Below are 24,734 nucleotides of genomic sequence, written 5' to 3'. Positions count from 1 at the left end.
ATAATACCGCCTCCTTGAATGTTAAATAGCCGATTTTTGTTTTGCTATCCAATCGTTTATTACGTCTTCTAGCACTTCCATAGGGAGTGATCCTTGGCCGATTACGGTGTCGTGAAAGCTGCGTATATCAAACTTAGCCCCGAGTTCTTTTTCGGCTTTTGCACGCAGTTGGCGTATTTTTATTTCGCCCATTTTGTAAGAGAGCGCTTGGCCTGGCCATGATATATAACGATCTATTTGATCCTCCACCGCACTTTGTGGCAAAGCAGTGTGATCTGCCAAGTAGTCAATAGCCTTTTGGCGGCTCCAGCCAAAGGCATGAATACCGGTATCAACAACAAGTCTAACTGCACGCCACATTTCGTAACCTAAACGGCCAAAGTCGCTGTAGGGGTTTTGATAAAAGCCGGCTTCTTTACCTAAACGTTCAGTGTAAAGTGCCCAACCTTCGCCAAATGCTGAGTGGCTAAGTGTGCGTCTAAACTGGGGTACGTCTAATTCCATCGCAATCGCGTTTTGTAAATGATGCCCTGGTATTGCCTCGTGAAGGCTAAGTGCTTCTAAATTATATAAAGGCTGTAGTTTAGGTGTTGAGGCTAAAAAGTAAGTGCCAGGAGAGCGGTTATCAGCAGGTGGCATATAAAACGCGCCGCGACTCGCTGAGCCTTTTATAGTAAAGGTGTTACGCGGTAAATGGCCAAAGTAGGTGGGTAACTTGCCATACATTTTTTGCGTAATAAAAGCGGTTTTTTCAAGCAAGTCTTGCGCGTCTGTTGCGTAAAATTGCTCATCGGTCGCTAAAAATTCTAAAAAATCGCTGTATGTGCCATCAAAACCTACTTCATCAATAATACTTTGCATTTGCGCTTTAATACGCGCGACTTCTTTAAGGCCTAGTTCGTGTATTTGCTTTGGTGTGGCATTGGTTGTGGTGTAGTAATTAACTGTGTATTTGTAGTAATCAAGCCCGCCTTTAACGCTTGCAATACCCGGCTGCGCTCTACAGTTAGGCATGTAATCGTTTTCAAAAAAGTCGTAAAAATGTTGATAAGCAGGAACTACTTTTGAGCTGATTAAGGCCTTAGCTTTGTTTTGGTATGTGGCTTTTTGCTCTGTTGTAAACGTGTTTGGTATACGTGTAAAGGGCTCGTAAAGGGCACTGTTTTCAGGTTGCTTAACAATATGAGCGTTAATGCTCTGGCTGTAATTTTCAAATGTTTTGCAGTAATGAGTAAAGCCTGTTTTTACACCTTCTTTCATTAAATCAATATTTTGCTGATTAAAGCGAGGGTAGTCGGCAAGGCTGATTAAAAATGCGTTGTAATCGTCGGGTGTTAAAAATGCCATGTTAGCGGGGGCTTCGGCAAAATAAGTATGCCAGCCACTTAAAAAATTAACCTGAAAATACTTATCTTGAAAAAGGTAGCTTTGCTGCTCTGTTTCTCGCTCGTATTTAAATAAGCGGTAGTTCATTAGCTGCTCGTTGTTGAGCGTTTTTGGGTCAATGCTGGCTAAGCTTTTTAGCACGCTGTTGTTATAAGCTTGGCGCTTTGCAATGGCTTGCTCGCTCCAATTTGGCAATGTACCGTTTGGCTTCCAGCCGTCTGGGTCGGTACGAAAAAATATTTTTTCAGCTTTGGCGTTTTGCCAGTGGTTATCAATAATGGTTTTTAAATCTGCATTGCTATCGGCTGCGCTCGGCAGTGATGCTATAGCTAAGCAAATAGCTAAAATTGTTTTTTTAAACATATTATTCTCATTTTTAGCGCGTTAATTTTTATTAGTTTACGCACATGTGTCATTTTTGTTTCTAAGATAATAACAAGTTAACTTTATTAATGCGCTTAATTTTATACCTGTATCTATTGGTTTTACTTTTTGATTGAACAAATTTCACCGCTGAAGTGAGTGGGCCACTAGTTTATTGTTTTATCAGCGTTTAGAATGATTAAAACTAATTACAATAAATGACCGTCATGTTTAATAAAGTAATAACGCTGATTGATGAAGCTAATAACCAAGACCCTAATACTGAGCAGCACAATGGAGAAAGTTTTCCTAAAGAGTATTTATACTCACAGCGTATGAGCGAAATGCTAACTCGCTTTAAACCTGATGCCGATGCACTCATGCAAATTGCAGTGCGTGCACAGCATATTCAGCGTTGGAAATCGCCACGTAGCGACTTTGAAATGAACAAGCAGGGTTATCATCAATGGCGTAGCGCACTTTATATTTTTCATGCGTCACTAGCCGTTGAATTAATGAAACAAGCTGGGTTTAACGATACTGACCAAAACCGTGTTTATAACGCTGTTGCTAAAAAAGATATTAAGCGCAATCCAGATAGCCAATTAGTTGAAGATGTAGCAAGTTTGGTGTTTATTGAACACTACATGCTTGGGTTTGCCAGTGCAAAACCAGATTACAATGAAGAAAAATGGATTGGTATTATTCGCCGCACATGGCAAAAAATGTCAGATGAAGCCCATGAGTTTGTACTTACAGGTAATATTACATTACCAACGCCGCTTGTTGGGCTTATTCATAAAGCGCTTGAGTAAAGTAGTGTAAGCTAGGTATTAAAATAAAAAGGATTTTTAGAATGTTTTGCCCACGTACAAATGCCTCTCTTGAGCCGTTATTAATTGGCGGTATTACTGTTTACACTTCAGTGCAAGGCGGCGTATTTTTTGATAACAGCCAAATTTTTAAATTTAGCTCGCCAGAGCTAAAGCATGGTCAGGTGTTGCTAAAGCATTTGAGTGAACATAGCGAGAGTGAATACGATGTATCGCTACGAATTAATTGCCCAAAGTGCAAAAAAATTGTAATGATGCGCAGGTATTTTTCGCCAGTAAAGGCCGTCGAAATAGATGAATGCCCAGGCTGTGCAGGAATATGGCTTGATAGCGGCGAGCTGGCAAAAATACACGAAAACCATTTAACACCTAAAGAGCGAAAGCTATTAGCTCATGAAATGGCAACCAATCATGGCTTTATAACTATTAAATCACCTACTTCTAGGTTTACGCCAACTAATAAAAATAAAAATGCACATGAAGCCACGGTGGAGAACTTAGTGCGCTTAGCTTTACTTGGTTTGTAACTCTTAATAACATATTAAAACAAAAACGGCGTACTAAAAAGTACGCCGTTTTTATTGTAATAAACTAACTCTTGAAAAGTTTATTTATTACGGTTTTCTTTAGCAAATGCACGTATTTTACGCTTTTGCGACAGTGTTACTTTATTAACACGACCAGCAAATGGGTTTTCACCTTCTCTAAATTCGATTTTGATAGGTGTGCCCATAATTTTAAGCGCTTTACGGTAGTAGTTCATCAGGTAGCGTTTATAGCTATCTGGTAAATCTTTAACTTGGTTACCGTGAATAACAATACGTGGTGGGTTATAACCACCGGCATGCGCATATTTTAGCTTAACACGACGACCACGAACAAGTGGCGGCTGGTGATCGGCTTGAGCCATGTCCATAATTCGACGCAGCATTGCAGTACTTATACGCTTAGTAGCGGACTCGTAAGCTTCGTCAACAGACTCGAATAAATGACCAACACCTGTACCATGCAGTGCAGATATAAAGTGTAAGCGCGCAAAGTCTATAAAGCCTAAACGGCGATCGAGCTCTGATTTAATACGATCTTTAACGTAATCATCTAAGCCATCCCATTTGTTCACTGCAATTACCAATGAACGACCTGAGTTAAGAGCAAAGCCTAATAAGCTTAAATCTTGATCAGAAATACCATCGCGAGCATCAACAATCAATAACACAACGTTACAATCTTCGATTGCTTGAAGCGTTTTAATGACAGAGAACTTTTCAACTACGTCGCTTACTTTTTTACGCTTACGAACACCTGCGGTGTCAATTAACACATACTCTTTTTCATTTCGAGTCATCGGAATGTAGATAGAGTCACGTGTTGTACCTGGCATGTCGTATACAATTACGCGATCTTCACCCAGTATACGGTTTGTAAGCGTTGACTTACCAACGTTAGGACGACCAATAATCGCAAGCTTTACAGGTTTGTCTGCAAATGCCTGATGATCGGTATCGCTGTCTTCATCTTCTTCGTAAAGATTAATAAGCTCTTCGTCATCGCCTGTTACGTCTTCGTCTTGTGCAGCTAATTCAGCAATAAGCGGCTGAAGTGTTTGCTCAAGTAATAACGTAATACCACGGCCATGCGATGCAGCAATGTGATGAATTTCACCTAATGATAATTGGTAAAATTCAGCACAGTTTGAATCTGCATCAATACCATCGGTTTTATTGGCAACAACAAAACACTTTTTATCTTGTTTACGCAAGTGATTAGCAATTGCTTGGTCAGCTACGGTCATACCTACACGAGCATCTACTAAAAACAGAACAATGTCAGCTTCTTCAATAGCTAGCAGAGATTGATCTGCCATTTCGATTTCGATGCCTTCTTCTGAGCCATCAATACCGCCCGTGTCTACCACGATAAATTCATAGCCATCGTAACTAGCTTGGCCATATTTTCTATCTCGTGTTAAACCTGGAAAATCGGCTACGAGTGCATCACGAGTACGTGTTAAACGGTTAAATAATGTGGATTTGCCCACATTGGGTCGCCCAACTAGAGCGATCACGGGAAGCATAAACTACCTCTTTAAAAAACAACAAAAGGCTTCGCAGTGCGAAGCCTTAAAAAAACCATATGACTATTAGTAACTTAGTTTGGTATTTTTACCATACTAACTTCACCATCACGGGTGTATAAAATTAGCTTATCGTCGGCAACAACTGGCTCAACAAAAAAGCCCGAGCTGTCAAAGTCTTCACGAGATACTAGCTCGCCAGTTTCTTTATTTAGCCAATGTAGGTTACCTTCTTGGTCGCCTAAAGCTAAGTGGCTACCTGCAACTGCAGGGCCTGTTAGGTACCAACCGCGTAGAGCGGGTTGGCTCCAACGTTCAATACCTGAATTTTTATCTAATGCGTAAATAACACCATCGCTATCTACTAAATAAATTGTTTGTGCATCCATCGCAATTTCGCGGTAGCTGCTGTACTCGCGTTTCCATACAACATTGCCAGAGCGAATATCTACAGCGGCTAAGTTGCCGTTGTAAGCTATAGCGTAAGCGTATGGACCGCTAATAAGTGGTTGAGTGTCTACGTCAACTAGGCGTTCAAATTCTGATGCGCCTTTAGCAACCGCAATTTCTGCGCTCCATGCTGAGTAACCACTGTCTGAAATTAATACGCTTAGCTTGCCTGTTTCAAGGCCTACTAATACACCACCGTTAGCAACGGTTGGCGAGCTTTGTCCGCGTAATGTTAGTGGTGGAACTTCTTGTTCAAAGCTCCAACGCTCTTCGCCTGTATCTGGGTGAAGTGCTAACAATTTACCAGAGCCTAAATTTACAAATATTAAGCCATCGCCTGCTGTTGGTTTAGACAGAGATTCGCCTGGTACGTTTTTACGCCAAACTTCTTCACCAGTTTCGCGATCAAGAGCAATAATAAAGCCGTGTTCAGAACCAATATAAATTTTACCATAGGCTTGCAAAATACCACCTGATAATTTTGCATTACCGTTGTCAGCCCAAGGCCAAAACGATAAATCTTGGCGTACATCGGTTTCCCATTTTGTATCGCCATTATCAAGCGAAAGCGCTTCTACTTGGCCTTCGCGGCTAGCAACATACACAGTATCTTTGTAAACTGCGGGTGTTAAACGAGAAAAATAATGCTCTACGCCATCACCTACAGATTCTTGCCAAACAACGTCAGTTTCAAATTGGTTTACAATTTCAGGAAGTACTAGTTCATCTTCATCATCACTTGATGAACAACCCATCAATGTTGCCATACATAGGGCAAGGGCTGCTGTTGTAAATTTTTTCATGCCTAAAACCTTATGCCGCTGGGCTAGTTACTGCTAGGTCATCTAACTTAATTTGTAATAGTGGGTTACTTGTTAATCCACCCGCATCTATTGCTGCTTGGTATGCAGTACGTGCTTGATCTTTATTACCTTGCTCAGTGTAAATGTCGCCTTTAAGCTCGGCCACGTTTGCATTGAACGCTTCAGGTAATGGTGCATTTAATGTTGTTAATGCATCGTCATATTTAGTTTGCGCAATTTGAACACGTGCTAAACGTGTAATCGCAATTGCTTTTAATTCTGTATTTGGCGTATTAGACACAACCCAGCTTAGCTTTTCGCTTGCTACGTCTAGTTTTTTCGCTTCTACTGCGTCTTTTGCAGCAACGAATGCAGCAAGTGTTGCGTAGTTTGTGTCTTTATTTTCGCTAATAAACGCATCAGCTGAAGATAATACATCGTCGCTTTCAACAAGCGCTGTATATGAATCTGATGCTTTTTCAGCGGTAGTAATTTGGTTTTGGTTATATGCTTTCCAGCCATATAAGCCACCTAGGCCAACAAGTATACCTAGCGCAAGTGAAATGCCGTTTTCACGGAAAAAGCGTTTAATGGCTTCTGCTTGTTGTTCTTCTGTTGAATAAATATCCATTCTTACCTCTAATGTTCGCTTAGCCGTTAATAAGCTCAGCTAATAGCGCTTTAGCTTGTTCTAATTCTAATGTGACTTGTTCTTTACGCTCGCGTAAATACTTGATGGTCACAACGCCTTTTTCTAATTCATCTTCACCAATAATCACTGCAACAAGTGCATCGCTTTTATCAGCACGTTTTAATTGTTTTTTAAAGTTGCCGCCGCCCGCATGTACCATAACGCGTAAACCCGGTACGTCTTTACGTAGTTGCGCTGCAATTGCAGGAGCTTGAATGCTTGCTTTGTCGCCCATTGCTGCTAAATATACATCAGCATTACGACGAATGTCACCTACACACTCAAGTGCTTGTAGTAATAATACTAAGCGCTCTAGACCCATTGCAAAACCAACTGCTGGCGTTGCTTTGCCGCCAAGTTGTTCAACTAAGCCATCGTAACGTCCGCCAGCACATACAGTGCCTTGTGCACCTAAACTGTCGGTTACCCATTCAAATACAGTGCGGTTGTAGTAGTCTAAACCACGTACTAACTTTTCATTAACCGTATATGAGACGCCAGCAGCGTCTAAACGTTCACATAAATTTGCAAAATGTTCTTTTGATTCAGCATCTAAATTTTCAGACAATTTAGGCGCATCAGTTAAAATTGCTTGTACGTCTGGGTTTTTGCTATCAAGTACGCGTAATGGGTTTGAATACATACGACGTTTTGAGTCTTCATCAAGCACATCAATGTGTTGCTCAAGGTAGGCTACTAACGCATCACGGTAATCTGCACGCGCTTCGTTAGACCCTAAAGAATTTAGCTCCAAACGAACGTGCTCAGTAATACCAAAAGCTTCCCATAGTTGCGCTGTTAATAAAATAACTTCTGCGTCTATATCTGCTGTAGCAATACCAAATGTTTCTAAACCAAATTGGTGAAACTGACGGTAACGACCTTTTTGCGGACGCTCGTGACGAAACATTGGACCCATGTACCAAAGGCGTTGTTCTTGATTATATAGTAAGCCATTTTGGTTGCCAGCACGTACGCATACTGCGGTGCCTTCTGGGCGAAGTGTTAATAAGTCGCCATTGCGATCGGCAAAGGTGTACATTTCTTTTTCTACTATATCGGTAACTTCACCAATAGAGCGTTTAAATAAGTCGGTTGATTCTACAATAGGAAAACGAATTTCTTGATAACCGAACGATGCTACTGTCTCGCGTAAAATGTTTTCTACTTTCTGCCAAACTTGTGTATCGCCCGGCAGACAATCGTTCATACCGCGAACTGCCTGAATTTGTTTTGCCACTGATAAATCCTAAATGCTGTTTTTTTGTGTAATGAAAAATGCTTACACAACAAGAATGCTAAAAATTGACCCGTCATTATATACCCAAATGACCCCATGATGCGAGTTTCAGTTGGAATTAAAAGCGATTTAGGCAAGGCATTGATTGAAAGTAATAGTGGTTCTATTGTTAAAATCAATAACGCAGTATAAATCGCTTTTAAACCAACCCGTTGGGCGGTTCACAGACACTTACTCTCATCGTTGTTACTTTTTAAAAGGGATTGCCATTCTTGCAAAGTAACGCCTTGATATTAAGAGCCTGTGAAACGCTGAATTCTGTATCTTGGGGTCGTTTGGGTATCCACTAGCTATAAAGGTAAACGGCAAACCACGGGGTTTGCCACCTTAAACGGTATTTATTCGACTATTTTTATGTCAATCGGTGTTTGGTTCTGCTTTTTCTCTATAAAGTCGCGTACATAACCTTCAAGCTGGTCAACAATGTTGTTGTTATCAATGCGCGCTTTTTGGCGTTCGCCATTTATATACAAACCAGAACGACGATTTGCACCGGCAAGCCCTATATCACTCACAAGCGCTTCACCTGGTCCATTTACAACGCAACCAATTACCGAAACTGACATAGGTTCGATAATATCCTCTAAGCGCTCTTCAAGTTGGTTCATGGTGCTTACTACATCAAACTCTTGGCGTGAGCAGCTAGGGCAGGCAATAAAGTTAATTCCACGCGAACGAATGCGCAATGAATTTAAGATATCAAAGCCTACTTTAATTTCTTGTACCGGGTCGGCAGCAAGTGATACACGCAGGGTATCGCCAATACCTTCGGCAAGAAGCATACCTAAACCTACTGCAGATTTAACAGAGCCTGAGCGCATGCCGCCCGCTTCGGTAATACCTAAATGCAGTGGTTGGTCTATTTCTTTAGCGAGTAAGCGATATGCACCTACAGCTAAAAATACGTCAGACGCTTTTACTGATATTTTAAATTGGTCAAAATCAAGGCGGCGCAATATATCTACATGGCGCATTGCTGATTCTAATAAGGCTTCTGGTGTTGGTTCGCCGTATTTTTCTTGTAAGTCGCGCTCTAGTGAACCGCCATTTACACCAATACGAATAGGAATGTTGTGCTCGCGTGCTGAGTCTACTACGGCTCTAATACGCTCTTCACTACCTATATTACCCGGGTTTATACGCAGGCAATCTACACCGTATTTTGCTACTTTTAAGGCAATACGATAATCAAAATGAATATCTGCAACTAGCGGAATCGTTACTTGCTCTTTTATACTTTTAAACGCTTCGGCTGCATCCATTGTTGGTACTGATACACGGACTATGTCGGCACCTGCATCTTGTATTGCCTGTATTTGTGCAACAGTTGCATCAACATCCATGGTGTCGGTGTTGGTCATTGATTGCACTGCAATAGGGGCACCATCACCAATAGGGACGTTACCTACATTGATTCGGGTGGATTTTCTGCGTTTAATTGGAGATTCTGAAAACATAGCGACTACTCTGCTAGTGGTAATGTAAATTTGGCTAAACGGTTTTGAGGAAATGCAGAAACATCTACAGGTTCACCGTTTAAAGTAATGTCTACAGCGTCATGCTTACCAAGCACAACTGAAAAAGGAGGCGTACCGCTTACGGTCATAATGTAGCCTGCTTTTTTAACGCCGAATGCTATTTTTTCGCCTTCGCCGTCGTAAATTTCAACCCAACTTTCGCCATTAAAGTTCATGACAATTGTACTGCTAGCATCTTCTTGACTTGCGCTGTTAGAAGCAATAGGAGCCGTTTCTTTAACTATTTCTGGGCTTGTTGATGTTTCACTAGACGTGCTTTGTGATTCTAATAATGATTCATCGTCAATTTCGGCTTGTTGCTGTTGCTCTGAAATACTGGGTTGAGCGGCTTGGCGCTCGCTCATTTTTGAGTTGGCAACGTTTATGTTACTCGTTTGCTCTTCAATAGGTGTCGCGTTTTGCCAAAACCATAAAGCAGATGAGCCAATAACAATCGCTAAAATTAAATAGCTAAAAAACATTAAACGACTGTCGTTTGCTTCTTTTTCTGTACGGCGTGAAAAACTCTGCATATTAGCGGGTTTAGCCGGCTCTGGTGGGGCTGGCATCATTGCTAAAATAGGTGCGCTATCTACTTTTAATTCACGGCAATAGTTTTTTATATAGCCTTTAACAAAAGTAATAGGGCCGAGTAATGTAAATTCATCATTTTCAAGGCGTTTAATTTGAAGTTCAGACAGCTTTAACGGTGCAGCAATAGTCGCTATGCTAACGTTCGCTTGTTCTCTGTGATTTTTTAATATCTGGCCTACAGTTGGCTGTTCGCTCTGTGTTTGCGTATTTTCTTCATTCATAATGTGTATGAGTCTGGATCCACTAGTAAAAGTTTGTGCCCTGGTTTTAGTGCTATATCAGGACTTAATTTATTCCATCGCATTAATTCATCAATTAATACATGCCGCTGGGTAGCTATATCGTAAAGGGAATCACCAGCTTTAATTTCGTAATAAATATTTGGATCGTTTAGGTATATTTTACTTCCATTCATTACCCGATCCGACTCTTTTAGACCATTCCATTGCAGGAGCTTTTGTAGTTTAACATTGTATCGCACCGAAATGCTAAATAGGTTTTCGCCAACAGCAATTACGTGAAATGGCACGCGTAAAGGCGATACTTTAGGGTTAAGCATTGGGAGCTCTGTTTTTTGTACTGCTTCGTAACTTTTAAATTCAATATCTGCATCATTTTGATAGCTGCTATTTTCAAATACAGTTGTATTTTTAGTCGCTTCGTAGAATACCACGTCACTACTATTTTTTTGAGCGGTAACTGCAGGAACTGAATTACTATAGTTACTAGTTTGCTGCGAATTAAACTGGCCTGTTTTAGGTGCGCCAAACGAAATTATTGTAACTTCGTCATCAGCTTTAGTTGGTTGCTTTGCTGCTATAGCTTCTTTTTGAGGTTCGTAAACGGGCTTAGCTTTTTTAGGTGCAGCTACTACGGAATCTGCAGAGTCGTGCTCAGTAGTAAGTGCAAGCATAACAGCCGATGTATCGGTAGGGTTGCTTGGCGCTACGACTTTAGGAACTTCTTCTTTTTGAGTTGTTATTTGTTTTGCTATTACGGCTGTTTCATCGGCTTGCTTACTGACCGTGTTTTGTACCGCCTTAGCTTGCTTTTCTCTTACTATAACTGGATTTACATCTTGGTTATTTGCTATTGCGATCTTTTTATCTGTTTTTTGCTCGTCGTTTGTTACCAAGCTTGTTGAACCGTCTTGTGGTGAACGTTTCTTTCTGATTACTTTTATTTTTGGTTTTGAACTAACGTGCGCGCCGCTTTCGTCATTTTTTAGTTCTTTTAACTGCGCTTTACGGTATTTTTCTCGCAGTATTTCAAACTCATTAAAACGTGTTCTTTTCTCTTTTAATGCATAGGCTTCGTTACTGCTAGAGTAAGTTTGTAAAATAGTGCTGGAAATTTTTTCAGCCTCTTCTATTCTGCCCATTCTGTTTTTTACAAGGTAGCTAAGCATTAATGCGCGAGAAGATACTCGACCTGTGCTTTCGTAGCGTTTTAAAAGTTCACTGGCTTTGTATAAGTCACTTTTTGCGTAATACAGCGCTGCTAAACTAATTAACGTAGATGTACGCTGAGAGCTGTGATTAAGTGCCTGTTGAAAGTAACTTTCTGCATTTTCAAAATCATCAAATTCAATAGCACACAAGGCTAAATTTTCGTAACTTTCGGCAACGCGAATATAGCTTGGTACTTCAATGGCTTTTAAAAATTGATCAGTTGCACGATCGTATTCATCAATGCCACATAAAAACACACCGTAGTTATTAAGGGTATTAGGGTCGTCAGGCTTTATTTCGAGTGCTTTTTGGTAGGCTTTATCAGCTAGCGGGTTTTCGCCTACTTGTTGATAGTAATAAGCAAGAGAGTAATGTACTTCAGGTAGGTCAGGAGCGAATGCAGCTGCACGTTCTAAATTGTATTTGGCTTGAGAGTTATTACCCGTTTTTAAATACTGTAAGGCTAAAGCAATTCGTGTTCGTGCTGCGCCAGTATTATTAATTTTATTTTCGACGACGGGCTTATTACTGCCGTTATAACTACTTTCGCTAACACAGCCACTTAAGGCAAGTGTTGATAGTGTTATAGCAAGTATAGATCGCATTACCTTATCTCTTTATTTTTAGTCCATGGCGCCTATCTTACCTAAAACCTTTAGTCTTGCATCATTTATTTAAAAATAAACAACTTAACCACCCTACATGACTAATTCACATAGGGTGGCTACAGATTATGCTTGGTGGATATTAACGCTAATTGCGTTATCGTCACGCATTTTCTTTTTAGCTAAACGTTTAGTACGGTCAACTACGTCACCTACTAACTGTCCGCAAGCAGCGTCAATATCGTCACCGCGAGTACGACGAACAATACAGGTAACGCCTGCTGCTTGTAATACTTTTGAAAAACGGTCAATACGGCTATTGCTTGAGCGCGTGTATTCATTACCCGGGAATGGGTTAAACGGAATAAGGTTTACCTTACAAGGTGTGCCTTTTAACGTTTGCACTAATGCATGCGCCTGATCGGTGCTGTCGTTAATACCGTTAAGCATAACGTATTCAACCGTTACATCTTTATTTGCTTTTGAGCCATCGATATAACGACGACATGAGGCTAAAAACTCTTCAATAGGGTACTTTTTATTAACTGGCACTAAAATGTCACGCAGCGCGTTATCGGGTGCGTGAAGTGAAATAGCCAGTGCTACGTCAATTTTCTCTTTTAGTAAATCAAGTGCAGGTACAACGCCTGAAGTACTTAATGTTACGCGGCGCTTAGATAAACCAAAGCCCCAATCATCCATCATTAGTTCCATTGCTGGCACTACGTTTTTAAGATTAAGTAAAGGCTCGCCCATACCCATCATTACAACGTTAGTTACTGGGCGCTTTTCGCTATGGCCATCAAGGCCTATATCTTTAGCTACACGCCAAACTTGACCAATAATTTCAGATACTTTTAAGTTACGGTTAAAGCCTTGTTGAGCAGTAGAACAAAAAGTACACTCAAGAGCACAACCCACTTGTGATGATACACATAACGTAGCGCGCTCTTTTTCAGGGATCCAAACGGCTTCTACTTCTTGGCCGCCTTCCAGAATAAGTGCGTACTTAATAGTACCGTCGCTTGCTTGTTGGCGAACGGTAATTTCTGGCGCTACAATTTCGCACTCAGCTTTAAGTTTTTCTTTAAGCTTTTTGTTTACGTTGCTCATATCGTCGAAGTTATCTACGCCAAAATGATAAATCCATTTCATCACCTGGTCACTACGAAACGGCTTTTCACCGAACGATGCAAATAGCTCGCGCATTGCTTCTCGGTTTAAATCTAATAAGTTAATCTTTTTTTGCTCGGTCATGAAACAACCTCAATCGGTGACGGTGGAGATAAAATTTACGAGGACGAATTGTACACAATTCACTCACTTTATTCATTAAGTAAAACATCATGAGTTTCTGATTAATACTTTACGTAATGACTAAAAAAGGGCCCGAAAGCCCTTTTCAATATGTTAACGAATTCGAATTAACGAGTACGTGAACAAAGCTCTTCGTCAGCGAAGAAGTACGCGATTTCGCGAGCAGCAGATTCAACAGCGTCAGAACCGTGAACAGCATTTTCGTCGATGCTATCAGCGTAGTCTGCACGTAAAGTACCAGCTAGTGCTTCAGCAGGGTTAGTAGCACCCATGATTTCACGGTTTTTAAGAACAGCGTTTTCGCCTTCAAGAACTGTAACCATTACTGGACCAGATGTCATGAAAGATACTAAAGCACCGAAGAAAGGACGTTCGCTATGTTCAGCGTAGAAACCTTCAGCTTTCTCTTGTGAAAGGTGAACCATTTTAGCTGCAACGATTTTAAGGCCAGCAGATTCGAAACGGTTGTAGATAGCGCCAATGTGGTTTTTAGCAACTGCATCAGGTTTTACGATTGAAAAAGTACGTTCTAAAGCCATCTTTATGCTCCAATAATTTTAAGTAAAAGTGTGAATATTAACGGGCGCGGATTATACGCGTTTTAAGTGAAAAATCCTAATTTTATTAAAAACCAGTTTGGTTGCCGTTTTGTGATGTAGGTATATGCCGGTTTTAAATAAAGCTTTGTAAGACACCAATTAAGAATCCTAAAGCGGGCATTTAGAACTTTAATTCAAAGTCTTAATTGTTTTAATTAGTTCTTGTTCTCTTTTTTGTAGCTCTTTTATGGCTTGTTTCTTACAGGGGTTGTAAGGATAGTTTTTATTTAATGTCAGGTTCAAGTTTGTAGCTGCAGTGTGTAGTTCTTTTAAACTTGAGTGCAATAAGTTTGATTGAATTGCCTTTTCTTTTAACCTCCTAACTTTCCATTTTATGGCCAATCTAGTAAACATAATAAAGTATTTTGGATTTTCTTGTTGCGAATATATTATGTAAGGTTGAAATGAGTCATACATGTTTATGATGGTTGAACCGTATGCTCGGTATAAGAGTTTTTCATCAAAAGTTTTGGCTAAAATACCATTTGCTACACTTTCCCACTCGTTTAGTAATAAGTCTAGATTGTCTGAAAGTTGAATGTATTTGCTTATAGGTAGCTTTTTTGCTGTTCTCAGCTCCTTGGTGGCACGGAAAGCTTTGACTATTTTTTTATTGTGCTTATAAGATGCCTCAAAATCCAAAGAGTTCTTCTCTCTTGAGATATGTTTTTGAAGCGTGAAGCCTAATATAGCAACTATTGAGGCGATTATAGAAGCTATAATCGGAGCGGGTATTGTGAATATATATGTTAGTAGAATTAAGGAAGCTAGGGCAAATGAAAATATATAAAAAGGCCTGACCATCAGCTACAGTTGCTCCGTTTAAGGCAAAATAAGAGGCTAAGCCTCTTATTTTTAATCGCTATGTGGGATTTAAGTCCACTTCTCTTCTTCAGGGTTATGTTTTGAAATTAACATTTTAACTCTCCTATAGTTACCGAATACTGTTGTCTACAGTTGGTAATAAGCGCAAGTATGGCTAATAAATTAGTTGAAATCAACCATTACTAGAAAAGACCGGCAGGTATTTTTAAGAAGGTCTAACGATTAGTTCAGTAGGCAACCTATCCTTTTTTCTATCTTGAAAAAATGGACAATATTGACTTTGATCAAAATAGTTAATAAAAAGCCTCTTATAATGCCGCGCTTGTAAATTAATTAATCATGCAACCGACTTATACTCGGTTCGATGTATGGAGCGCACATGCCAACTGTTTCTTCTTTAACTTCTTTTATACCTGAACTGTTATGCCCCGCAGGCAGTTTAAAAAACATGCGCTACGCGTTTGCTTATGGCGCAGATGCGGTTTATGCGGGGCAGCCTCGTTATAGTTTGCGTGTGCGTAATAATGAGTTTGACCTAGACACTCTGCAAGTCGGCATTAGTGAAGCCCATGCGCAAAATAAAAAGTTTTATGTGGTGTCTAATATTGCGCCGCATAATGCCAAAGTTAAATCGTATTTACGTGATATAGAACCTGTTATTGCGATGCAGCCCGATGCGCTGATTATGTCAGACCCTGGTTTGATTATGCTTGTTCGTGAAAAGTGGCCTGCCATGCCAATTCACTTATCGGTACAAGCAAATGCGGTAAATTACGCGAGTGTACAATTTTGGGCAAAGCAGGGAATTGAACGCGTTATTTTATCGCGGGAGCTGTCGCTCGAAGAAATAACTGAAATACGCACACTCTGCCCAGACACCCAACTTGAAGTGTTTGTACATGGCGCACTGTGTATGGCGTATTCGGGGCGTTGTTTACTCTCTGGTTATATAAACAAGCGCGATCCAAATCAAGGCACATGTACTAATGCATGTCGCTGGGATTACGATGTAAAGCCTGGTGTTGAGAACGAAACTGGCGAAATGGTGCATAAAATTGACCCCAAACAGGTGATTCCTACTCTGGGTGAAGGCGCGCCAAGTAACGATGTATTTATGCTAGAGGAACAAGGTCGCCCTGGTGAGTATATGCCTGCGTTTGAGGATGAACACGGCACGTATATTATGAACTCAAAAGATTTACGCGCAGTGCAATACGTAGAGCAGTTAACAAAAATGGGGGTACATAGTTTAAAAATAGAAGGGCGTACTAAGTCATTTTATTATGTAGCGCGCACAGCACAAGTTTATCGCAAAGCAATAGACGACGCAGCTGCGTGTAAACCATTTGATACTAACTTATTTAAAACGCTTGAGAATTTAGCGCATCGTGGTTATACCGAAGGCTTTTTAAAACGCCACGCTCATCAAGATTATCAAAACTATGAGTACGGTCATTCTGTATCAACTAAACAGCAATTTGTGGGTGAAGTACTTGGGCGCTGCGAAAATGGATTAGTTGAAATAGACGTTAAAAATAAATTTTGTACAGGCCACTCTTTAGAGCTTATGACACCACAAGGTAACTTTACTTTTAAGCTTGAATATATGGAAAACAAAAAGGGCGAAAGTATTAGCGATGCTAAAGGCTCCGGTCACATTGTAAAAATACTGCTAAATGAAGCAATTAACTTAGCGCACGCTATTTTAATGCGTAATCTTGATGAGCATCAAGATACTCGTAATCCATTTAAACAAGCTGTTTAGCTACAGCTGAATATAGTTTTTTCAAAAAACTCGGGGTTATAAAACCCCGAGTTTACGACTTTATTTAAATAATATTAATTATTTTTCAAGTTGCTTTAGCTTATCTCTTCGCTCTTTACGTTTTTGTTTTAATGTTTTGCTTGCATGTTTTTTAGGTTTTTCTTTACTCATTACAAATAACTCCAATTAAATATATAAAATTAATAAATAAAAATTGAAATAATTTACTCTATATTTCCTCCTTAATATTAATGGCTATTATTTCCCAAAGGTGGGATTCCCCAGCTTCTTTATATTCAATAATATGATTTATTTTATGCCCTAAAAGAGCGACCCCAAGAGGAGAGTGAAATGATACGTCATTAATAAAGTGCCTTCGTTGGTTTGGAGGCACTAAAGTTATACGGCGCTTAAAACCGGTGGTTATATTTTTAATAACCACCGTGCTATTAATTTGTACATGCGGATTGAATTTTGACCAAGGCCGCTGTGAATACTCGACTTCTTGTAGTAAATACGCAAGCTTCAGCGGTTGTAATAGTACCGCTGCGTCTGTGAAGTCATTTTTAGACAGGAAAGGTTTTTTACGCTCGAACAGAAAAGAAAGCACGGACTAATCCCCACAAAAACTAAATCGAATTTAAATATATAAAGGTACAGTGTAACTGCCGAGTGTAAGGGTTACACTCGGCTTAAATTCCGAAGGTGGTATTTGTTTTTAGCAGGTATGTGATTAAAGTAAACATATTATCCTCTTTGTTTAAATCAATCATATTGAGTTTAAAAATAAAGTCAATTGAGTTTTAGGTTAAAAATATATTGGCGATAAAATGACAGTTTAAAACTGTTTTTTATGTTTTTATAAATTCGTTTTTTTTCACTAAATTGTTGTTATTTCTGTGTGTTAGTTGCTCACTATGTGATTGAAGCTAAGCGACTAAATAGTTAAGTGCTATTTATGGGATCTATAGTACCACTTATGCCTATTTATAATATTTATAGATTGAATATACTGATGTTGTTTATTAATGTGTAATTGTGTGGCTAGTATTTTATTTTTTGAAGCTTAAGCTACTTATTTTATAGAGTAGAAGCTAGGTATCGGGTAACGCTTTTGTAGTGGCTACGTGTTTTACAGCTGAACCTTTATGTAATAGTCATTGCATTCAACAATGTTAAATAACCACTTCTTATTCGGGTTTATCAAAGTAAATTATAAAGGGTCTCATTTATATGTGGATAATTTTTGCATTACTTGCCACTGTTTTTTTTGGTGCGCGAGGAATAATGTACCAATGGACGTCACAAAAAAAGATTAATCGTAATCTATTATTATTCGGTGTTTTTTTTGTAGGGTTCATAATTAGCGCGCTAGGTACTGTAATATTTGAACACACATGGTACGGCTGGGCTGACATTACGGTTGGGCTCGCTTTAGGTTTTGGATCTTTTGCGGCTAATGGGTTTTTGCACAAAGGGTTTTCGGTTGGGAAAGCGTCTTTAATTAGTATTCTGTCGGGGTTAACGCCTTTATTTGTGCTTTTATTTGCCTTTTTATTATGGCAAGAAACCTTAACTGTTATTCAATTAATCGGCTTTTTTATTATTTTTGGCGGTCTTTATATTATTCGCTATTCCAGCGATATCTCATTAAGTAATTTACAAGGTGCGCAATGGGGATTACTCGCGGCACTGTCCTTTGCATTTAATGATTTAATGGGGAAGCAATCAACGCTTCTTGAGGCGGATACGTTTGCAACTTTAACGTCTATGTTTGGTTTTGGTAGCTTTCTTTTTGCCGTTAGTTGGTTAGTAAAGCGTAAAAAAATGCTAGCAGAGCAAGGCTCTTCTCAAGCGTATTGGTCTGCCGGTAAAACATTTTCGTGCGGGTTACTTATTGGTTTAACTAATGTGGCTGGCATGGTTGCTATAATATCGGCTTTTGCTATTGGTAATACAGGGCTAGTTTCAGCGATTTCAGGTATGAATATTTTAATTATTTTGCTGTACTCACGCATCATTCTAAAAGAGTCTTTTACACGCCAAGAAGTTATAGGATTAACAACGGCATTTTTAGGTGTAATCGTACTAAGGCTTAGTTTTTAAAAGATGAATTAGCTTAATTACTTTGCTGTGAAAAGCCTACACTGCTACACATTAGTAAAGTGTTGCAGTGTATACTCTATAAGTAATCGCACTCGATAAGGGATTTGTTTTCTGTCGCGATAAAGCATAGAAAATGGCTGCCCTTTACTTTGCCAGTCAGAAAGAATGCGTTTAAGCTTTCCGGCTTCAATAAGTGGTAATGCTATATAATCAGGGATATAGCTAATACCCACACCAGATTCAACGGCTTGTTTCATCATTTGAATTTCATCAACTTCTAATCGAACATGTTTGTTTGGATTAAAACTGTACTCTTCACTCGTTTGCTGATTTTTTAATTGCCACGGTACCAACCCAACGCACGTAACTTTTGGTTGCTCTTCTAATTGCTCAGGATGAGTGATGGATTGATAATCATAGTCTAAATGAGTACATAATATATTGTGAGTAAGCTTAAGCTCCCTAATAACCCAATTATCAATGGCAGGATTTCTTACTCTAAACGCTATATCAATCCCTTCTTTTTCAATATCAATAAGGTTATTTGAAAAGCGTAAATCTAGTTGAATATCTGGATACTGCAGTAAAAAATTACAAAAAATAGCACTTAAAAAATGTTTACCCATGTAAATGGGTGCGCAGATCCTAATTTTCCCTTTAGGTTGGTCTTTCTCATCACAAAGTGCTTGCTCTATACACTCTACTTCATCAAACAGTTTACGATAGCGATCGTAATATAATTCGCCAGTATGCGTAAGTGTAACTCGATGGGCATCTCGATTTAGTAACGTTAATTGCAGAGCTTGCTCTAATAAACGTATTCTACGGCTTAAAGTTGATAGTGACATATCAAGGCTTATTGATGCTTTTTTAAAGCTACCTAATTTTACTATGGTGCAAAAGTAACGTAAATCATCGAGAGAATAATTAGCTGCCATCAGAACTACTTTATTGTTTAGGATATAGGCAATATTAACAGCGACGCTTTAAAATTTCATTAGAGAAGCCAGAAGTTTTTATTGATAAAGATCAACAAAGAAAAAGTCAATAAAATGCATAATTTAACGCTGTTAATCATATAATTTAAAATAAAGCAGTAAATGTTCTATTTTTTCATTTTTTGTTTTATAGGACTTTAATTAGAAAGGCTAAAAAGTGGCTCTACTCATAAATAAAAAATGCATTAACTGCGATATGTGTGACCCAGAGTGCCCTAATGAGGCTATTTATATGGGCGCGAAGATATACCAAATAGATGCTAGTAAATGTACTGAGTGTGTAGGGCATTATGATAAACCTACTTGTGTAAGTGTATGTCCAATTGACTGTATAAAGCCCGATCCTAATAAGCGTGAAAGTTTAGATGAGCTGGCTGATAAGTTTGTGCTGCTAACGAACTTATAACTTGTTCAGGTATTTTGCTAAGCCGCTTTTTACTATTGGCTAAAAACTATCTACATTACTTATTTAGCTTGTAGTTAAAGTCCGCTGTCATACATTTTTAGTTTCAATCAAATTTTATTACCTTCATTAATTATCAATTATATTGTGTTATCTTAAGGCTTTATAAACTCAAGTATTAATCTAAGTTTTAGATTGCATTCTATAGGAGTCTATTTTGCATATAGGTATTAACGCTATTCAGGCTGTATCTTCAAAACAAGCAATATTTATTAATGATGAGTGCCGAGTATTTGTAATTGGCGATCTTGATGGTGATTTACCTGCCTTAAAAAGCGCACTTAATAACGTAAATTTTAACCCTGAAAGAGATACTTTGTTTTGCCTAGGCGACTTTGTTGATCGCGGGGATAAAACATATGACTTATTTACATACTTACAAGCCATTAGGGCATGTATGATATTAGGTAATCATGAGCATTTAATGTTGGAATCATTATTAAGTAATGATGAAGCGGCTTTTAAATTATGGACTGACAATGGTGGCAATTGGCACAAGTCGGTATCGAGTGAAAAGCTCAATGTTATGTGCGATGAGTTACTAACTAAACCGCTTTCAATAGTACTTGAATATCGCGGTTATAAAGTTGGGTTGTCTCATACATTTGCACAATCGTGGGATTGGGAAAATTATCCTGATGATAAATCGTTGATTGTGCAATCTTTATTGTGGGATCGCGAAGTAGTTAAACAAAATAAGGTAGTTAAAAGTCATGGAGTCGACTTTTCAATACATGGACATAACTCAACTAAAGCACCTTTCTGGGTGGGTAATAGCTATCATATAGATACCAATTATTATGGTGGAAAGCCGACATTACTCGAGCTTTCAGAGGTTATTGCTACGCTTGATTAACCAAGCGCTATTTAGCAATTGTTACTTCTTTCAAATATCATCCGGCAGTTTTGCTTTTTAAAGTATAAACTGCTGACTACCACATCTAATTATCCCCTTCGTTTTTTTGTATACACTTTATGATGATTTTTGCACTGTAATTATTTCATTAAGCTATTAAATACCACAAAGCCGCTCTTAGTTTGTTAATTGAGAGCGGATTTGATGTGTGGGCTGGGTTTTAACTTTCATTTAATAGGTATAAATACAGTTAAAAGAGACGTTTATTTAATTTAATATTCTTGGTTAACAAACGGTTAAGTTTGGCTGTGTAGAATTGGGAACAATTTTTGCCATTACGTGAATAATTTACGTAAAAGGACTAACTTCTCGCTTTAGGTTTTATGAGCAGATTTAAATGGAACAGCCTCTCACATGATATTAGCAAGCATATACCCTTTCCCAACGTTTTGTAAGTCGTCACTTTATGTATCAATTTTTTCTGCTTTGGGTTCTACGTATGCTTTTGCAGCGCAAGAAAACAAAAACTCGCAGCACACAAAAGATATGGAAGTAATAGAAGTACGTGGTATCCGTTCAAGTATGGCCGAAAACTTAGATGTAAAACGTATGTCTGGCTCTGTGGTTGATGCAATTACAGCGGAAGACATTGGGAAGTTCCCTGATAAAAACGTTGCGGACTCTCTTCAGCGTGTACCTGGTGTGGTAATTGAGCGTGACGGTGGAGAAGGTTCATCAGTCAGTATTCGTGGTTTGTCGTCGGCGCTAACTTTTACACAGCTTAATGGTAATTTTATTGCGTCTTCTCCAGGGGAGCCTTCGCGTTCGTTTGATTATGCTTTGTTACCGTCTTCGATGATTGAAAGTGTAGAGGTTTATAAATCGCCAGAGGCACGCTTAGATGAAGGAGGGGTTGGTGGTACTGTATTAATGCACAGCCGAAAGCCTTTGAGTATGGATGCAAACTCTGGTGTATTTAATGTAGAGAGTACTTACGCTGATGTTACAAAAGAGTACGAACCGCAGTTTACGGGTTTATATTCATGGAAAAACGACAACGAAAACTTTGGTGTATTAGTTGGCTATACCCATCAGGAACGAACAAACAGGACACTTTCGGGCGGAACTGATGCAAATGTATGGCGCTACACTGGCGGTGGACAACCTATAGATATAAAAGGTAACGCAGTTGATAACAATAATGGGTGGGATACTATTAATGATGCAGGTGGTAATAGTTACGATGGTGTTTGGTTTCCACAAGTTGTGCGAGGTTCAGTTCTTAACGAAAAACGTGAGCGCGAAGGAATTCAATTTAGTACGCAATGGCGGCCAACAAATCGTTTAGAGCTAGGATTTAATTACTTTGGCTTTACACTCGGCCAAGACAGAACTGAATCTGTGATTGATATACCTGAGTGGTCTTTAAATTCTGATTTTTTAACTGATGTAAATCTTGATGAGTCGAGAACTATTATTACTGGTATGCAATACGATGCGATGGCAAGCGGTATTGAAAGTGATATGCAGTTTCCGTGGATGCGCGGCAGTTATGTACGTGAAGAATCCACCTCTGATACCTTTGATTTTAATTTAACTTATGAAGGCGATAATTTTAAAGCGCGTTTTGTCGTGGGTAATACAAAATCAGAAGGGGGGCCGGAAGAAAGCTGGGAAGCTGCATATAAAAGTTCAAACGCGGGCGAAAACGCCACTGCTATTCAAAATGCTGCTCAAATGGCAGGCTGGTCACTCAACCAAAATAATGTATCACTTAATATTGACCCTAATACACTAGCTAACTTGCAAAGTGGAATTGGAGGCGGTCGTGATGCGGGCTCTTCAAACTCAAGTTTTGTACGCAGTGAGTTAGAAGAAGATTATTACCAAGCTGATGTGGATCTTTATGTTGATTGGGGCTTTTTAAAAACAATTAGAACCGGTGTCAAATATCGTAACTCCACGCTTCATCGTGAAACTGGCAATACCTTCTTTTTAGATCCTAATTTTGATATTGCTGCGGGCGAAGCAAGCGAGCAAGGTATTACGCGTTTTGACAGCCACCAATGGAATGGTGGAATGCCATTAGCTCAAAATGTATTTACTAGTGAGAGTAATATAGTAGGGGGTTTTGATATAAACCAAATGCCAAGTATCGACTGGGATAAATATCGCGATATGGTTACTACTAGCTATGTACCTTATACACGTATTGAAGATAACTTTGTTTACGACATTGAAGAAAAAATATCTGCTTTTTATATTCAAGGCGATTTTGAGTTTAGTGAAGTAAGAGGTAATTTGGGCGTGCGTGTTGTGCAAACAAAAACACTTACTTCATCTACTGACTTATATACCTACCAATTAGATCACACAAATGACGAAACAGGCGAGCCAGTAACTGGTGACGCACGCTTTGTAGAAGACTATCAATTAGTCACTCAACGAAACGAAGACACTCAAATACTACCAAGCTTTAATATAGCGTGGGATGCAACTGACGATTTAGTTATTCGTGGGGCAATAGCAAAAGTAATGTCTCGTCCTGATTACAGCGATTTAGGTGCGCAGCAGCGTATTACGTTTGTATCGGATGAATGGGCAAATGATAGAGCTGCATTTAATGAACAGCCAGGTTTTAGCGGCAGTGGTGGTAATAAAAACTTGAAGCCATTTGAATCGGTGCAGGCTGACTTATCTATTGAGTATTATTATGCAAAGGGTTCTGCGGTTGGATTGGCACTTTTTCATAAGAAAGTAGATAACTTTGTTGTGCCACTGGTAATTGATGTAGAGCAAAACTTTGCCGGTAAAAATAATATAGTAGATGCCGGTATTATCAATATAGCTCCGTATAGCACTGTAGGTAATGGTACCGATGCAATATCTAAAGGCGCGGAAGTATTTATTCAGCATGCGTTTGATAATGGTTTTGGTTTTTACGCAAACTACACTTATAACAAAACTAACAAAGCAGATGTAACCGTAAATGGTAAAGAGTTTGGTCAATCGGCATTAATAGGCAGTGCAAAGTATCAGTACAACACCTCTGTTTATTATGAAGGTGACGCTTTTAATGTGCGCGCTTCATATAACAAACGAGGGGAGACAGTATTAGGCATTAATAGTGGGTTAAATGTATATCAAGATCCATACGAACAGGTTGATGTTAATGCATCGGTTAATTTGTATGAAGGGCTAAGCTTAACAGCTGCTGTTATTAATTTAACTAAGTCGGAATCGGTAACGCGTTTAGGTGATGATACAGATGCACGATTACTTAATTCAAGCTATTCAGGACGACGCTATTACGCAGGCTTTAATTATAGTTTTTAATTAACGGCATACGTAATACTTTATTAAACGCCAACTAAAAAATGTAGTTGGCTTAGCCTAACGCACCTAATATTGTAGTTTTATCTATGCACGTAGTTTAACTGCTCATATGTTGGTTGTTTAATAGGCAAAAAAAGCTCTGCAGCCCTTTATTTGTATAGCTTTCATACTAAATTCATTTAATTGTCAAAAAGCTGAAATAAAACATTGACCCCCGCTCGAATCTCCCTATAATGCGACCCCACTGAGACAGGATATGGCGACGCGCAGCGGACAACGCATAGCGAGGCACGAACTACTCAGAGAGTTAAATAAAACTTCGGTTTTAAATCTTCCAAAAGAAAGTTTAAAACTAAGTGTTGACTCAAAAAATAAAGGGTGTATTATTCGCATCCCTTGAGT

Annotated in this window: 20 protein-coding genes; 7 read left to right on the top strand and 13 right to left on the bottom strand. The window is 39.0% G+C overall.

Annotated features, from left to right (window positions below; translation table 11 throughout):
• Positions 1-21: 21 nt before the first annotated feature.
• Positions 22-1,749 (bottom strand): DUF885 domain-containing protein, encoded by a 1,728-nt coding sequence (locus CXF64_RS03310; protein ID WP_101216264.1) that lies wholly within the window; start codon positions 1,747-1,749, stop codon positions 22-24.
• Between the two features lie 227 nt (positions 1,750-1,976).
• On the opposite strand from CXF64_RS03310, the gene CXF64_RS03305 reads away from it, so the two are divergent.
• Positions 1,977-2,564, top strand: a complete 588-nt coding sequence (locus tag CXF64_RS03305) for a DUF4202 domain-containing protein (protein ID WP_024591176.1) — start codon at positions 1,977-1,979, stop codon at positions 2,562-2,564.
• A gap of 41 nt (positions 2,565-2,605) precedes the next feature.
• Entirely contained in the window at positions 2,606-3,109 is a 504-nt protein-coding gene (locus CXF64_RS03300) for a TFIIB-type zinc ribbon-containing protein (RefSeq protein WP_101216263.1), read from the top strand.
• Between the two features lie 80 nt (positions 3,110-3,189).
• Here the strand turns inward: CXF64_RS03300 and der are convergent, their stop codons facing one another.
• From der to CXF64_RS03245, 10 genes are all read right to left on the bottom strand, one after another.
• The gene (gene der / locus CXF64_RS03295; protein ID WP_024592997.1) at positions 3,190-4,656 is read right to left on the bottom strand and encodes a ribosome biogenesis GTPase Der; all 1,467 of its coding nucleotides are present in this window, start codon (positions 4,654-4,656) and stop codon (positions 3,190-3,192) included.
• Positions 4,657-4,730: 74 nt separating this feature from the next.
• Complete coding sequence (bamB, locus tag CXF64_RS03290; RefSeq protein ID WP_007583433.1) at positions 4,731-5,909, bottom strand: outer membrane protein assembly factor BamB; 1,179 nt, start codon at positions 5,907-5,909, stop codon at positions 4,731-4,733.
• A 10-nt stretch (positions 5,910-5,919) separates the two neighbouring features.
• Entirely contained in the window at positions 5,920-6,540 is a 621-nt protein-coding gene (locus CXF64_RS03285) for a YfgM family protein (protein WP_007583431.1), read from the bottom strand.
• A 19-nt stretch (positions 6,541-6,559) separates the two neighbouring features.
• Positions 6,560-7,840, bottom strand: coding sequence for a histidine--tRNA ligase (gene hisS, locus CXF64_RS03280; protein ID WP_024604284.1), 1,281 nt, complete (start codon positions 7,838-7,840; stop codon positions 6,560-6,562).
• A 398-nt stretch (positions 7,841-8,238) separates the two neighbouring features.
• The gene (gene ispG, locus CXF64_RS03270; protein ID WP_010554970.1) at positions 8,239-9,357 is read right to left on the bottom strand and encodes a flavodoxin-dependent (E)-4-hydroxy-3-methylbut-2-enyl-diphosphate synthase; all 1,119 of its coding nucleotides are present in this window, start codon (positions 9,355-9,357) and stop codon (positions 8,239-8,241) included.
• A gap of 5 nt (positions 9,358-9,362) precedes the next feature.
• Positions 9,363-10,232: a RodZ domain-containing protein gene (locus CXF64_RS03265; RefSeq protein ID WP_101216262.1), complete on the bottom strand. Its 870-nt coding sequence runs from the start codon at positions 10,230-10,232 to the stop codon at positions 9,363-9,365.
• Positions 10,229-12,067, bottom strand: coding sequence for a type IV pilus biogenesis/stability protein PilW (gene pilW / locus CXF64_RS03260; RefSeq protein WP_101216261.1), 1,839 nt, complete (start codon positions 12,065-12,067; stop codon positions 10,229-10,231). Before pilW ends, CXF64_RS03265 begins: the two co-directional genes overlap by 4 nt.
• A 126-nt stretch (positions 12,068-12,193) precedes the next feature.
• Positions 12,194-13,324, bottom strand: a complete 1,131-nt coding sequence (locus CXF64_RS03255) for a bifunctional tRNA (adenosine(37)-C2)-methyltransferase TrmG/ribosomal RNA large subunit methyltransferase RlmN (protein WP_007583420.1) — start codon at positions 13,322-13,324, stop codon at positions 12,194-12,196.
• 167 nt (positions 13,325-13,491) lie between these two features.
• The gene (gene ndk, locus CXF64_RS03250; protein WP_007377442.1) at positions 13,492-13,923 is read right to left on the bottom strand and encodes a nucleoside-diphosphate kinase; all 432 of its coding nucleotides are present in this window, start codon (positions 13,921-13,923) and stop codon (positions 13,492-13,494) included.
• 189 nt (positions 13,924-14,112) lie between these two features.
• Positions 14,113-14,787, bottom strand: a complete 675-nt coding sequence (locus CXF64_RS03245) for a DUF4760 domain-containing protein (protein WP_101216260.1) — start codon at positions 14,785-14,787, stop codon at positions 14,113-14,115.
• A gap of 400 nt (positions 14,788-15,187) precedes the next feature.
• Here CXF64_RS03245 and trhP point away from each other — a divergent pair, with 400 nt between their 5' ends.
• On the top strand, positions 15,188-16,573 hold the full coding sequence (gene trhP / locus CXF64_RS03240) for a prephenate-dependent tRNA uridine(34) hydroxylase TrhP (RefSeq protein ID WP_101216259.1): 1,386 nt from the start codon (positions 15,188-15,190) through the stop codon (positions 16,571-16,573).
• A 229-nt stretch (positions 16,574-16,802) separates the two neighbouring features.
• Here trhP and CXF64_RS03235 read toward each other — a convergent pair whose 3' ends face one another.
• Complete coding sequence (locus tag CXF64_RS03235) at positions 16,803-17,183, bottom strand: GreA/GreB family elongation factor (protein ID WP_101216258.1); 381 nt, start codon at positions 17,181-17,183, stop codon at positions 16,803-16,805.
• Between the two features lie 623 nt (positions 17,184-17,806).
• On the opposite strand from CXF64_RS03235, the gene CXF64_RS03230 reads away from it, so the two are divergent.
• Positions 17,807-18,679 carry a DMT family transporter gene (locus tag CXF64_RS03230; RefSeq protein ID WP_010554966.1) on the top strand — a complete coding sequence of 291 codons (873 nt, stop codon included), beginning with the start codon at positions 17,807-17,809 and terminating at the stop codon, positions 18,677-18,679.
• Between the two features lie 44 nt (positions 18,680-18,723).
• Here CXF64_RS03230 and CXF64_RS03225 read toward each other — a convergent pair whose 3' ends face one another.
• Positions 18,724-19,617: a LysR family transcriptional regulator gene (locus CXF64_RS03225; RefSeq protein WP_101216257.1), complete on the bottom strand. Its 894-nt coding sequence runs from the start codon at positions 19,615-19,617 to the stop codon at positions 18,724-18,726.
• A gap of 217 nt (positions 19,618-19,834) precedes the next feature.
• Here CXF64_RS03225 and CXF64_RS03220 point away from each other — a divergent pair, with 217 nt between their 5' ends.
• From CXF64_RS03220 to CXF64_RS03210, 3 genes are all read left to right on the top strand, one after another.
• The gene (locus CXF64_RS03220; protein ID WP_101216256.1) at positions 19,835-20,083 is read left to right on the top strand and encodes a YfhL family 4Fe-4S dicluster ferredoxin; all 249 of its coding nucleotides are present in this window, start codon (positions 19,835-19,837) and stop codon (positions 20,081-20,083) included.
• Positions 20,084-20,297: 214 nt separating this feature from the next.
• A complete protein-coding gene (locus tag CXF64_RS03215) occupies positions 20,298-20,996 on the top strand; it encodes a metallophosphoesterase (protein WP_101216255.1) in 699 nt (232 codons plus the stop codon).
• Between the two features lie 414 nt (positions 20,997-21,410).
• Positions 21,411-24,332, top strand: a complete 2,922-nt coding sequence (locus tag CXF64_RS03210) for a TonB-dependent receptor (RefSeq protein ID WP_101216254.1) — start codon at positions 21,411-21,413, stop codon at positions 24,330-24,332.
• The last annotated feature ends 402 nt before the right edge of the window (positions 24,333-24,734 follow it).

Source organism: Pseudoalteromonas sp. GutCa3 (genome assembly GCF_002836155.1).
In the GTDB taxonomy this organism is placed as follows: Bacteria; Pseudomonadota; Gammaproteobacteria; order Enterobacterales; family Alteromonadaceae; genus Pseudoalteromonas; species Pseudoalteromonas arctica.
Note: the sequence above shows the minus strand (reverse complement) of the source record. Positions and strands in the feature narration are given on the sequence as shown.

Bases quoted from the DNA above. Each gene is read 5' to 3' on its own strand.
- CXF64_RS03310 (WP_101216264.1), bottom strand. From the start codon at position 1,749: ATGTTTAAAAAAACAATTTTAGCTATTTGCTTAGCTATAGCATCACTG.
- CXF64_RS03305 (WP_024591176.1), top strand. From the start codon at position 1,977: ATGTTTAATAAAGTAATAACGCTGATTGATGAAGCTAATAACCAAGAC.
- CXF64_RS03300 (WP_101216263.1), top strand. From the start codon at position 2,606: ATGTTTTGCCCACGTACAAATGCCTCTCTTGAGCCGTTATTAATTGGC.
- der (WP_024592997.1), bottom strand. From the start codon at position 4,656: ATGCTTCCCGTGATCGCTCTAGTTGGGCGACCCAATGTGGGCAAATCC.
- bamB (WP_007583433.1), bottom strand. From the start codon at position 5,909: ATGAAAAAATTTACAACAGCAGCCCTTGCCCTATGTATGGCAACATTG.
- CXF64_RS03285 (WP_007583431.1), bottom strand. From the start codon at position 6,540: ATGGATATTTATTCAACAGAAGAACAACAAGCAGAAGCCATTAAACGC.
- ispG (WP_010554970.1), bottom strand. From the start codon at position 9,357: ATGTTTTCAGAATCTCCAATTAAACGCAGAAAATCCACCCGAATCAAT.
- CXF64_RS03265 (WP_101216262.1), bottom strand. From the start codon at position 10,232: ATGAATGAAGAAAATACGCAAACACAGAGCGAACAGCCAACTGTAGGC.
- pilW (WP_101216261.1), bottom strand. From the start codon at position 12,067: ATGCGATCTATACTTGCTATAACACTATCAACACTTGCCTTAAGTGGC.
- CXF64_RS03255 (WP_007583420.1), bottom strand. From the start codon at position 13,324: ATGACCGAGCAAAAAAAGATTAACTTATTAGATTTAAACCGAGAAGCA.
- ndk (WP_007377442.1), bottom strand. From the start codon at position 13,923: ATGGCTTTAGAACGTACTTTTTCAATCGTAAAACCTGATGCAGTTGCT.
- CXF64_RS03245 (WP_101216260.1), bottom strand. From the start codon at position 14,787: ATGGTCAGGCCTTTTTATATATTTTCATTTGCCCTAGCTTCCTTAATT.
- trhP (WP_101216259.1), top strand. From the start codon at position 15,188: ATGCCAACTGTTTCTTCTTTAACTTCTTTTATACCTGAACTGTTATGC.
- CXF64_RS03230 (WP_010554966.1), top strand. From the start codon at position 17,807: ATGTGGATAATTTTTGCATTACTTGCCACTGTTTTTTTTGGTGCGCGA.
- CXF64_RS03225 (WP_101216257.1), bottom strand. From the start codon at position 19,617: ATGGCAGCTAATTATTCTCTCGATGATTTACGTTACTTTTGCACCATA.
- CXF64_RS03210 (WP_101216254.1), top strand. From the start codon at position 21,411: ATGATATTAGCAAGCATATACCCTTTCCCAACGTTTTGTAAGTCGTCA.